The sequence below is a fragment of the Pseudobutyrivibrio xylanivorans DSM 14809 genome, assembly GCF_900141825.1.
GTDB classification, from domain to species: Bacteria; Bacillota; Clostridia; order Lachnospirales; family Lachnospiraceae; genus Pseudobutyrivibrio; species Pseudobutyrivibrio xylanivorans.
This window is the reverse complement of record NZ_FQYQ01000002.1, coordinates 30,947-44,254: the sequence shown is the minus strand read 5'-3', so window position 1 is coordinate 44,254 and position 13,308 is coordinate 30,947. Positions and strand designations below refer to the sequence as shown.

At 39.6% G+C, this 13,308-nt stretch carries 6 protein-coding genes and 1 riboswitch; all 6 genes read right to left on the bottom strand.

Annotated features, from left to right (window positions below; genetic code table 11):
* Positions 1-134: 134 nt before the first annotated feature.
* The 6 genes from BUA88_RS01965 to BUA88_RS01940 all read right to left on the bottom strand — a co-directional run bounded on the left by BUA88_RS01965 (position 135) and on the right by BUA88_RS01940 (position 13,204).
* Positions 135-1,427 (bottom strand): bifunctional folylpolyglutamate synthase/dihydrofolate synthase, encoded by a 1,293-nt coding sequence (locus BUA88_RS01965; RefSeq protein ID WP_072911937.1) that lies wholly within the window; start codon positions 1,425-1,427, stop codon positions 135-137.
* A 1-nt stretch (position 1,428) separates the two neighbouring features.
* Positions 1,429-1,944: a folate family ECF transporter S component gene (locus BUA88_RS01960; protein WP_072911933.1), complete on the bottom strand. Its 516-nt coding sequence runs from the start codon at positions 1,942-1,944 to the stop codon at positions 1,429-1,431.
* Positions 1,945-2,012: 68 nt separating this feature from the next.
* Positions 2,013-2,109, bottom strand: a riboswitch (THF riboswitch).
* Positions 2,110-2,215: 106 nt separating this feature from the next.
* A complete protein-coding gene (locus tag BUA88_RS01955; RefSeq protein ID WP_072911928.1) occupies positions 2,216-3,892 on the bottom strand; it encodes a bifunctional metallophosphatase/5'-nucleotidase in 1,677 nt (558 codons plus the stop codon).
* Between the two features lie 182 nt (positions 3,893-4,074).
* On the bottom strand, positions 4,075-7,863 hold the full coding sequence (locus BUA88_RS01950) for an endo-1,4-beta-xylanase (RefSeq protein ID WP_159430870.1): 3,789 nt from the start codon (positions 7,861-7,863) through the stop codon (positions 4,075-4,077).
* 241 nt (positions 7,864-8,104) lie between these two features.
* Complete coding sequence (locus BUA88_RS01945; RefSeq protein ID WP_072911918.1) at positions 8,105-11,014, bottom strand: glycosyl hydrolase 115 family protein; 2,910 nt, start codon at positions 11,012-11,014, stop codon at positions 8,105-8,107.
* A gap of 150 nt (positions 11,015-11,164) precedes the next feature.
* Positions 11,165-13,204: a methyl-accepting chemotaxis protein gene (locus BUA88_RS01940; protein WP_072911914.1), complete on the bottom strand. Its 2,040-nt coding sequence runs from the start codon at positions 13,202-13,204 to the stop codon at positions 11,165-11,167.
* Positions 13,205-13,308: the final 104 nt, after the last annotated feature.

The following is a 13,308-nucleotide window of genomic DNA, read 5'->3' as shown; positions in this document are numbered from 1 at the left end:
CCAATCACAACTCTATTGTTCAACGCATAAAAAATTCACGTACCCACTATCAATTGTGTAAGGTCATTCTAGACTGTCCCCTGTTACAAACTAGTTACACTCTCAAAAAAAATTTTTGTAATTTGCATTTTTTGTTACGAATCAGCGGAGAAAAGGCTACTAAACAGATATAATGAGCCTGCCATACAGATTACGTCTGCATCACTCTCAAGCTCTAAAACATCGTCTCCTGTAAAGGCCTGTGCCTTAACTCCTCGTAATATGATTCTCTCAGCCAGCTCATCTGCAGACATGGTGCGAGGATTTGGCACCTCTACGGTGAAAACCTCTTTAGCAAGAGGAAGAAGCTCATCAAGCATAATTTCAACTTCTTTATCCTTTAAAATTCCTAGAACAAAAGTAATCTTCTTTTCTGGGAAATAAGTTCTTAATGAATCAGCAAGGACTGCTGCCCCCTGACGATTATGTCCTCCATCAACAATCACAGGAGGATTATTCTTAATTACAGAAAATCTGCCAAACCAGTTTGTATTGTTAAGACCAGTCCTAAGTGCTTCATCAGAAATTATAAAGCCTTGTCTTTTAAGCTGCTCTACAGTTTTCATGGCAAGTGCTGCATTTTTCACCTGGTAGGTGCCAAGAAGCTGCGTGCTGAGTCTGCTTCCAAATTCAGCCACCATAAATTCCTGTCCCTTAAGATTTCTTGAAACTACCACTGGCTCTGATGCAAAGTGAAGCTCCACATTCTTTTCTTTACAAACCTGAGCAAGAACCTCCACTACCTCAGGCTCCTGCTTTGCAGATACCACTATAGTGCCAGTCTTAATAATTCCTGCTTTTTCAGTGGCAATCTCTGTCAGTGTATTTCCAAGAATAGACATATGATCAAAGCTAATTGGAGTAATTACACTTACAAGTGGAGCCGGGATAACATTTGTAGTATCTACTCTTCCTCCCATGCTCACTTCCATAACAACAATGTCACAATCCATATCCTTGAAATACAAAAATGACATTACAGTCAGGATTTCATACTCACTTGGGTAAATTCCATCAGAAGCAAGCTGGTCATAGTACGGTTTTACGATACTAAATATTCTGGCAAACTCTTCATTAGAAATATCCTGACCATTCACCTTATACATTTCATTGTAAGCAAACAAAAAAGGTGAGGTAAAACACCCCACCTTGTAATTTGCTTCCTTTAATATAGTAGCGATAAAAGCTGAAGTGGAACCTTTTCCATTTGTGCCTGCCACATGGATATATTTTAAATCCATGTGGGGGTTATCAAGCTTTTCCAGCAATGCATTTTCTGCATCCAGTGAAAATAAGCTCTTAGTCCCTCCACAGTTATTAACTGGTGGAACAAAATGTGGAAGATTCTTAAAAAACTCTATCGCTTCTTCATAGGAATATTCTCTCATTTTAAGCCATAGCTCCTACTTTTACTTTGTCGAAAGCTTTAAGCACACTATAGAATAAAATAGTGTAAACAGGAATCATAATTAATTCCTTTGGAAGTCTTGATACTATAGCTGCAACATAACCTCCCTGCAAATATAATAGACTTAACCAGTAGCTGTTCATGATTACTCCGACAATTACCGTATATACGATTTGTGTCATAAGCACTCTAAGGAATGTAATCTTCTTGCCATGAAGCATCAATCCAAAGATGATACCGCCTACAATACCGCTAAGAGTGAAGCCAGGAAAGAATGGGCCAGTTGGTTTCACCAAGTATCCACCAATATCAACAAGAGCCCCTACGACTCCTGCTACACCTGGGCCAAATAGCATTCCTGCCATGCTGATTGGTAATGAGCCAAATCTAATCTCAATTAGCTGATTGATTGGAAGCTTGAAAAATCCAAGTACGATTCCAATAGCTGTAAGCATGGCTGCAACAGTAAGTGTCTTTGTGTCCATAAGTTTCTTCATAAAAAATGCACCTCCTTTGCAGTTCCTTTTGTCTACACTAGGAGGTGCATAATGCACTTCTCATATGTAGCAGCGGGATGCGACCATAAAACCGCGGATAAAACCTTCGTCCAAATGACAACTCCCTGTTCACCTGGCACTTAACGCTTTACAGTCTACTCTGCATTTGTTTTTTTGTATTATAAGTGTCTTATATGCTAAATGCAATAACAAAAATAAAAAAAGCTGTGAATACTTTTTTGTGCTCACAGCTTTTTTTGGTAATTAACTATTATTTAAGGATAATATTTCCCTTTACAGTGCCGTAATCTTTAGCAGTAATCTTTCCGCCAAGCTGAGTATTAACATAATCCATAACAGCCTCGTCCATTACGATACCTGTATCAAACTGGTTTGTAGCGCTACCAAATGCGTAGTATGTGTCACCACCTGCAGCAACGAAGTTATTTGTTACAACTGCATATGTGTCATCCGCCTTGAATGGCTTACCATTGATGCTGTCGATTGTAACTCTGTTAATAGAAGCTGGCTTATAGTATGTAGACTCTGGATAAGCCTCACCCTGTGCAAATGGAACAGCTGTGTTTACTGTAAACTTAATTCCTGATACCTGTGGGAAGCCACCGATTGCATCTGGTGTACAGTATGTGCTGGCCTCAAGAGCCTCTAAAAGAACAGAACCCTTTACATAAACAACTGCTACTGTATTTCCAAATGGAAGAACTGTATTGATATCCTTCTTTGTTACAGAACCTGCACCTATAGAAGCACGGATACCACCACCATTTGTGATAGCAACAATATGATCCTCTGGAACTGTAAGGGCGCCCTTCTCCTTTGTAACACTCCACTTAAGACCGTCAGCAATCAAATCACCAAGATTAGTCTCCTCTGTACGAACACCAGGAGCCTTCTTTCCGTTAAGATCAATCTCAGACTTTGCAAGCTCAACACCATACTCAGCATCTACTGCATCCTCGATTGTCTTGTCTACTGCTGCGATAAATGTATCCTGGATGATTCCATCATCAAGCTTTACAAGATACATATCTTCAATCTTCTTAGATGCATTATCGATAACTACTACACCAGCTGTCTCAAGCTTTGTTCCAGTAGACTGAACTGGCTCATCACCTGGCTCGTTAGGATCTGCATCCTTGAGAGACATAAGTGTGTGTGAATGACCATCGATTACTAAATCAATACCTGTTGTGTTAGCAAGCATATCAACACTTCTGTGTCCATCAGGCGCTGACTCCTCATCAACACCAAGGTGGCTAAGGCATACTACAAGATCAACGCCCTGAGCCTTAAGAGCCTCTACCTGTGACTGAGCGCATGTGTAAATATCGCTCTTTGAAAGGAACTTAACACCCTTGATTGTTGCAGGATTAACCTTTGTCTGTGTCTCTGGTGTCTCAAGACCAAAGAAACCAATCTTTAATCCAGAAGGTGTTGTGAAAACAGTATTTGCATCAAAAAGATTCTTTCCCTTAGCATCTACTACGTCTGCGCAAACTACCTTGAACTTAGCATTTGAAAGGTTGTACTTAAGCTGATCATAACCATAATCAAATTCGTGATTTCCAAGTGTTACAACATCGTATCCCATAGCATTCATCATGTTGATGGCATACATACCCTTTGTTGAACTAACGTAAGGTGTTCCCTGGCTGAAATCACCTGCATCTGTAAGAATAACATCAGCGCCTCTTGCCTTAAGCTCATTTCTAAGAGCTGCAAGCTGTGAGTACTTATCCATTGCACCGTGAACATCGTTTGAGTGAATGATAAGTGTCTTGCCAGATAAATCCTTGGCAATCTGTGGCATAATCTTATACTGTGCTTCATAAGCATATGCCTTAGTTGGAGTAAATCCCATGGTAACCACCATGGCAGCTGCGAGGACAAATGTAACAACCCTCTTTAAACCATTTCGCTTTTTCATTAATTACCCTCCTTAAAAAAATGTCTATAAGACAATTATATCCAATTTTAATAAAAAGGGTAGATTCTATTTATACGTATTTACGAATTATTCCTTGTCCCTCCAAGTAATAATCTTAATCCCTTATACAACAAAAGGGCCCTATGTCTCCATAGGACCCCTGAGTATCTGGGAAAACTTTATTATTTTGTAAATACGATAACAAGTCTTGTGCCAAAGAATGGATCTTTACCACGAACCTCGCAAATGCCAGTTCCTAAGAATTTGCAATATGCTAACATACGTGCTTCGTAATCCTTACCGTCCTTGAGTGTTACAGTTGTTCCCTTCTTAACGCCGAAGTAAGAAGCCTCGTCATTTGCGTTAACTGTAAACTTCATGCCTAAAGTAACACGATTTGTCTTCTTATTCCACTTAACATTTCTCTCATTTACCCATGCGCGAAGAATATGTACCTGTGCATCGGCAATTACATCAAGTGCAACAACCTTCTCACCTGTAAAGTTAGTACTTGTAGCTCTAACAACTGCGTAGTACTGTCCATCACCATTTGATGCAAATGCTGGAAGCTTATTCATCTCCTTACCATTTTCACCAAGCTTGTATGTAACAGTGTAATCGTTCTTAGAAACCTTCTTACCGTTGAACTTAACAGTTACGTTAGGTGTAGTAGCCTTCTTCTTTTCCTTTAAGTTCTTTGGTGCTTCAAACTCAAAGTTGTCACCAGCAAAATCAGCTGCTGAAATTGTGAAGTTAGCCTTAAGCTCACCTTCGTACTCACCCTTAAGCTTAACGATTACTGTAGGAAGTGACTCATCAAAGTCTTCTCCCATACCTGTGCTAACCTTTGTAGCTGCGTTCTTATTATTCTTGTAAGAAACCTTGTAATCGATGCCCTTAACTAATGTCTTGTCACCAACTACAACAACTACCTCTGGCTTAAGAGCCTTGCCTGTATAAACTACATCATCAACAAGTGCGATTGTAGGAACTTCTTCTACTGGCTCCTCAGGCTCTGCTGCAGCATCAGCAAGTGTTACCTCACCGTATACTCTAGGTGCGCTCCATCCGTTACCAGTCTCATCATACCATGTTCTTGTACCAACACGGCCACCGTTTGCACCATCATTAATCTGAAGATCAAAACCGATAGCTGTGCCTACCTCTGGAGTAATATCTGTCCAAGCAAAAGCTGCCTCAACCATGTAGCCATCATCTGTTAATGTAACAGCGTGCTCACAGTTTTCCTCAAGGCACTTAGTACCATTGAAGCTTGTCTCGTCTAAGTAGTTAATTCTGTACTGCTTATCGTCATCCTCAAAAGCGTCTGACTTATGATTGTTCTCATCGATGAATACCTCAACAGAATCCTTCTCGTGAACAGCTTCTGCACTGGCATCAAGAACATCATCCTTTACATTCATAAGAACATAAAGCTTATTCTCATCCCAGAGAACCTTAGCTGATGCTGTTGCATTTGGATGTGTACCACCTGTAATTGTGAGTTCAACAGGCTCAACATTCTCCCAAACCTTATCAACATCACCATCAACTACTGGTGTACCCTTAGCAACTGACATGTATGGCTTGCAAAGTGCCTTTGCAAAGTACTTGCTGCCCTCATCCTGTGTAAGTCTTACGTTGTTGTATGCGTGTTGACCTTCAGTATCTGTTACAACTACATCCATTGCAAATTTTGCAGAAGTAGTAAACTCTGTTGGTCCTTCGATAGAAAGAACGCACTCACCGTTCTCATCAAATGCAGCCTCAGCTGTCTGAACCTCAGCGCCATCAGCCATAGCCTGAGCAAAATCAACATAAAGCTTTGCAGATGTAGCACCAGCTGCCTTAACCTTTACAGAAACCTTCTTACCATCCCATACTGGAACAAAGCTGTACTCTGTACCATCGATAGAGATGTTCTTACCATGAGCAAATGGATCACTGCCAACAGCCTGAACTACTGTAAGGCTATTGATTGCTGGCTCAAGCTTTGTAGGATCTACAAGTGCCCAATAAGCTGGCTTAGCCTTGTACTCTCCGTCGAAGAGAAGTGGCACCTGCTTCTGTCTTCCGTTAGCTCCACCACCAACGCTGCTGCTTGTCTGAAGCCATGAGTTAGGATCGATTACACCCCAAACTGTAAAGCCGTTTACATCGATACCAGGCTGTGCATCAATTTCCTTGTATGCATCATAAACATCCTTGTATCTGTAAGCTTCCTTTGTGTACTCAGCAGAAAGCTCTGCGTCTGTACCTCCAAAGTCTGAGCTGCACTTGAAGTCAAGCTCTGTAACCTGAATCTTTCCAACAATCTTACCGTATCTGATACCACAGTCGATAATCTGCTGCTTTGTTGCAGAAAGCATATTGTGATGTCCCTGCATACCATAGCCTGAGATTCTTGTAGGAAGAACTGAATCCTTCTCGTGTCTCTTTACGCTTTCAAGTAACTGAGCGATTGCATCTGGCTTGTTGCCTGAGCACTCATTGTAATCATTGTAGTAAAGCTCAAGCTTATCCTGGCCCATCTCGTGTGCATAGTAGTTTGCGAATCTAAATGCATTAAGGATGTAATCTGGTGCATCTTCCTTGCTACCAATACCATAAATTCTAGCCCAGTTTGATCTTTCGCTAGGATCCGCACTTCTGTATGTGCCAGAGCCATCAGAGCATGCCTCATTTACAACATCCCATCCATAGAACATATCCTTGTACTCTGATGAGAATACATGCTCAAATACACTCTTAATGAACCACTCGTGACGAAGAGTCATCTCTTCTGGAGATACCCATGCACCATTAGGATCATAGTTCTCCTTGAAGAACCATTCTGGTGTCTGTGAGTGCCATGTAAGAACGTGACCTCTTACCTTAATCTGATCCTCAGGATGCTCATCATTCCAATCCTTTAATAACTCAAGCATCTTTTCTGGACGAGAGAAGTCCATCTTTGGAACCTTCATGTTCTCGTGCTTAACACCCTTAGCATCTGTCCATGTTTCCTCAACAATCTGACCATCATATGGCTTGTCATTGTTGTAGCCAAAGAGTGAATCTGGCTTGAACTCATTGCCAAATGTAACTGCGTTGAAATGCTTCTCTACAAGGTCCATAAGAGCCTTATCAGAGATTTCTGAAAGCATGATAGCTGCACCTGTGTAAGAATCCTTACCAAGACCCTTGTCAGATGAAACATAGTCCTTTAAGTCTGGAATATCCCACTCGATTTCAGTCTTCTCTTCTTCCTCTGTCACCTCAGATGGTGTTGGAAAATCATCCTTTGAGCCTTTTAAAGTAAGTGTAATGCTTGTGATAGTATAATTTGCGCCGCCATCAGCTGTAGTCATCAAACCAATACCATCAAAATCCTGATTATCACTATTTTCAATAACATTTGTACCATAAGCTGGCTTAATCTCTTCGCCTTCGTTGCGAAGCTTAACAGAAAAGTAATTAACATCACCTTTCTTGATATTTACCTTTACTGACTTAACCTGCTTACCTGTAATACCTTCTGGTAAACCTAAAACCTTTTCAGCATACTGTCCACTATAGGAAATCTTAAAAGCGCCACCACTGACAGTAATGTCAGTTCCCCATGAACCGCCTTTGTTATAGTCCCTATCAAAATCAATCATAGGATATGTGATTTCACATTCCTCGTTTGACTCTTCCTCAGCTTCTTCATCCTCAGCTGGAACTGCTTCTTCTGCAGACTCCTCCTTAACCCCATCAGAGTCCTCATCTTTAGCTTTGTCTGCCTCGTCAGATTCTACTGTTTCTTCTGTTTCTTTTTCAACGTCATCAGAATCCGCTGTTTCTTCTGCCTTTGATTCTGTGTCCCCTTCTACAGCTACGGTAGCATCATCCACTTCTGTCGCGTGAACAGATGGTGGAACTACAGATGTAGCCATCATTGCAGAGATTGCAACGAGGGACAAGAATCTGTAAAGTTTTCTTTTTACCATTCCCATATATTCTCCTTTTTTTTTGATAATTGAAGAACTGCCATTTAAAATTGCCTTCGGCAATGGGCAGTTCTTGATATCAAGGCATCTCCCCTAAAGGGTCCCCCCTTGATATATACACCGGCCGGTAATTTTATAATACATGGGAGAAACATAAAAAAAGAGGGGATAATCTATAGGATTATCCCCCACAAAATATATGTCGTCTTTTATTCTACTTGATGTATAGTGTTTTCTTGTTTTATAATATGTAATTCTTGCTTTCTTTAGGCCCCAAATATGATTTACGAATCTCTGTGTTAGGATTCCAAAGTACAATCTTTTCTATTACTACTGCTGGGTCTATTGCTGAAAGTGAAATTTCATTTAATCCCTTCTTAAGGGCAAGCTTACACTCTCCAACATGAATATTATCAAGTACCCCCACTCTCCAACTAGCTGACTTCCATGGATCAAAGCCCTTATCTGGAATAGTATTTACAGCAATTCTGTCTGCTCCATTTGCAGCCACACCTATAGAAAGCTTTCCATGGTACACTACCGGATTTGATGCTGCAGCATAAATCTGGCAGGTATACTCACCATCCTCGGCAGCAAAAACCTTATAAGAAAGTACTGGTGCATCCTCAGTATTATCAAATCTAATATTTTGAGGATAAGCCTTCATACCACTAAGAGTACGACCAAAGCCTTTTATCTCTTTATATTCTGCAAGCTTAGAACTCTTATTTGAAGCACAATGAGCGGCTTCTATAGATATAACACCATTTCCCTCTAAGAAGCAGTTTTCCTTTACTTCAGATAAATCCAGTGTAGATACTTCTACCTGAATCTCCACTACTGGTACACTTGTACAATTCTCAGACTCGTCTGCTACCACTTCACCATTATCTACGTATATACGAATCATAGCATTTGGCTTGTGATCCCACTTATCCTTTAATATCTTGACCTTATAATTATTTGAAACATCTGTGCGTCCAGCCTCATTCTTTGAAAGAGTTTCTCCAGTAGATAAATCTGTTATCTCTATCCAATCACCCTCCCAGTCAATATGGTATTCAAGGGCGCGTAATCCACCGTTTGCCACTTCAAATTCACCAAGCTTATTTGATTCAAAGCATAGTGGCATTTTTAGTACATGTCTTGTCCAACGATGAGCCCAAGTGTAGTCAGTCTGATTAACAACACTAACAATCAATCTTGGATCCCTTACTGGATTAACATAGTGGCTTATTGGAAGCTGACACTGCTCATCATTCCAATGAGTAAATCCAATATGATAAACAGACTGCATATGATTCCATTTGCCATTATTTCTTGTGTGGAATTCATCAGTAAGGCTGCGCTCTCTTTCAATACATTCTGTAATCAGTTTTGCATATTCATTAGCCTTAGTTTTATGCTGCTTAGCGTATAGCTCATTTAAGCCACTGTAAATCTGCATTTTATTGATTTCAGCAACTGCATTAACTGGGTAATAAACCTCCTGGAAGAAGCATTCCTCCAAATCAGTTCCTTTTACCTTTTGATACAAATCTTCTGATTTTTCAGTTGCTTCGTATATACGATTTAATATATGGCGAGCTTCATTTTCATGACATGGATGATAGTGGTCATGATGAAGGGCCTCTGGTCTTCTTCTACCGTTCCACTTAGTATACTCTGTAGCAAGTTCTGCAGCCTGTACACCCACATCATCCTTAAAGCCAAGTTTATTGAAAAACTGTAATGTATACTCATCTGTTTTATTGATTGCTTTTGTGCCCCACTTATCGAAATCATAAGCTAAATCTATGAAATAGCTAAGTGGAAGCTCCTGGTTTTTAATATCTCCTACATTAACAATCCATGCTGAGCGGATGCCATAATCATAGGCCATAGTCATCTGCTCCCACACCTTTGTAAGTGGAGATGAATTTATCCAAAGATAAGAAACAGGCTCACCAAAATAATCGAAGTGATAATACATTCCAAATCCGCCTGGCTTCTTTCTAAGCTCCTCATCAGGAAGTGTTCTAACATTTGCGAAATTGTCATCGCAAAGCATCATAATATCATTATCAAGGACATCCCAATCTTTAAGTCCCTTTGTATTTTCATCACCGAAGTAGTAATCCTCTACCTCCTTGTAAATTGCAAGAAGCTGTGGATGCTCAGATGGAGCATACTTGGCGATGAGCTCCTTCTGCTTTGTGATTGCCTTTTTCAAAACATTTATATTGTCCTCAAGAGTGGCATCCTCAGGCATAAGGTATGAATCGTTCTCTCCGCGCATACCAATGGTGATTAGATTCTCAAAGTCCTTATTTCTAATAAGACCATCCTTCCAAAATTCTGTTATACCCTCGGCATTTGAAAGGAAGCTCCAATCAGTACCGTACTGAGGATTATCTCTTCTTAATGTTTGAAACTCCTGTCCTGAACGACAGCATGGCTCATGGTGAGATGCCCCCATTATTACACCCATCTCATTTGCAAGCTGAGCGTTTTCGATGTGATCTAATGTAAAATCAGAGCGCCACATAGCAGGCCATAGGTAATTGCCCTTTAATCTAAGAAGAAGCTCAAAAATCTTCTCATACAATTCTGGACATGGTCTGATGCTTCCGAACTTTTCTCTTGCCCAATTGCCAAAGCATGGCTGCTCATCATTTATGAAAAAGCCTCTATATTTTACTGATGGCTCCTTAGACACCCTGCAGATGCTCTCATCAAAAACCACCTGACTTTGTCTTTTTACCTTTGCATCAGCCCAATAATACCATGGTGAAACTCCCATTTTTTCTGAAATGCTAAACATTCCATAGATGGCGCCTCTCTTGTCACTGCCAATGATTGCAAGAATCTTCTGTCCAGGATTGATAACATCCTCTAAGATATAAATTCCATAAACTTCCATTTTGCCTTTAAGCTTTGAAAGATCAATGTAACCTGCAAGCTTTTCTGAGACAGTCTTACTCTCACATACTCCCACATATATAACAAACTCATCCTTTGGAAGCTCCTTTAATACCTTTGGCGTAACGCCAGTGACTCTCTTAATATCCTTAGCGAATATACCAGTCATTTTTTCTAAGCCAAATACACCATTATCTTCCAAGAGGATTGGTGCTGCTTTTCCATTTTTAAATAATTCAAATTTCGCCATGATGTCTCTCCCATTTTCAACTTGTATACTAGTATAGCACACCGATTATTATAATCAATCAATTTATTCTAATTATAAAAAAATAGGAGGTGATGGAATGTCAAATCCATCACCTCTTAATAGGCTTTTTTTATTCTATTTACAATCGAGTTACTCTGTTAAATCTGCCTCAATTTTAAACTTGGCAAGTTCATCATTAATTGCAAGTGCAGAATCTGAAACAGAATTAGCAACATTCTCTACACCTTGGCTTTCTGATGCAATCTGATTTGCACTTTCAGCTAAGGCAGTAATTGTAGCTGAAATTTCTTCTGAACTAGCTGACTGCTCTTCTGAAATAGCTGCAACAGATGAAGCAATATCATTTACCTCACCCATCATATTAATCATTTGCGCCATAGTTTCAGCTGCCTGATTCAAATCATCATAAATCTTATTAAAACTTGTTCCCGCCTTTTCTACAGCTTCGCCACTTTCATTAATTGAATCTGTATTTCGCTGAGATTTATCAGCAAGATCTGATATAAGTCCTGTAATCTGCTTAATAATATCTCCAATTTCCTTAGCAGCATCCTGCGAATTCTGAGCAAGCTTTCCAATTTCATCAGCAACAACTGCAAAGCCCTTACCAGCCTCACCGGCACGAGCAGCTTCAATTGAAGCATTAAGTGAAAGAAGATTTGTCTGTTCAGCGATAGAATCAATCATCTGTACAATATCTGTAATCTGCTTTGCAGACTCACCAACAGTTGTAACAACCTCATTCATCTCACCCATGGATTCAGTAATACGTCCCATGTTTTTCTGAACGGCTGACATATCTTCCTGTCCAATCTTTGCCTGTTCAACTAAATCAAGCATTACTGTATTGGTTGAATTACCATTATCAGTCAAATCAGAAACTGCCTGAGCAAGACTTGTTGCGTTTTCAGCAAGTTCACCAACTGCATTTGTTATGTCATCCATGGTCTCCTGAATCTGCCCCATAGATGTAGACTGATCCGATGCCTCTGAACTCATCTTTCCAGATGCACTCTTAGAGGTTTCCGAATCCTCCTGAAGCTGCTCAGCCTTACCTTGAATTGAACTAATGGCTCCGTTCATTATTTGAACGAAACGAGTCATCTCATTACTGATAAGACCAATTTCATCGCCTCTATCCCTTGGCATTTTTGCAGTAAAATCACCATCTGAAATCTTTAAAATACTATCTGAAAGGCTATTTACAGGCTTAGTAATTATTCGGCTAACTGTAAGTTGAATTACGATTACTATAAGGAGTATAAGCAATACCATTACAAACAACGAAATTCTCATAAAGCTATTTGCTTCCTTCATTACATCATCCACTGAAACAGAAGAAATTAGTGTCCATGGTGTACCAGGAATTGCTGCAGCACTTACATAATAATCAATTCCTGTTGTTGGCTGATTAATCTTAATAACCTCTGTAGAACCACTATCTATATAATTCTTACAATCTATTAAGAACTGGCTTCCAGACTCTTCTATTTTCATACCATTCTTATCTGTTTCGAAATAAGAAACAATATATTCTTTATCAAGAACAACTGAGCCACCAGTTTTCATAGGAGTAAGCTGAGAGACTTCATCTTGAAGCTGTGTTAAGAAAACATCAACTCCAGCAACACCAAATTCACCATTATAGAAATCAACTGCTCTAACATATGTAACGCACATTTCACCTGAACCTGAATCAATATAAGGCTCTGTGGCTACGAATGTCTGATTATCTTTTCCCAAAGCATACCAACCGCGTTCAGTTGGCTTCCATGAAGCATCCTGTATAGTTCCATTTGCAAAGAAATATGAGTTATCCGAGAATCCAACATAAATACCAGAGTTTGGAACAGGCTGATAGTTAACTGATGGTTCACAGTACTTTAAATATGTATTATGGTCTTCCATAGGAAGCTGTTCCATAGTGTCACAATACTCACCAAATTTTGCAGTCAACATCTTAAAGCCACTGCCAAGTGTCTGTGCATTATCATTACTCTCTGCCTGCAAATCCATCATTGCAATTTCGGTAATAATACTTCGTGCATTAAAAGAAATAAACAGAATGATACCTACAGTACCTATCAAAATAATAGGTACTAAACGAATCATTAATGAAGCACCGATACTCTTCTTAACTCGTTTCGTCTTTTTTGCCTTCTTAGCCATATTTATCTACCCCCCAATAGTAATTAGTGGACACATTACGTCATTAAGTATTCTACAACTAATTGAGGTTCGATTTATTTTTTTCACACTTTTTTCGATATATT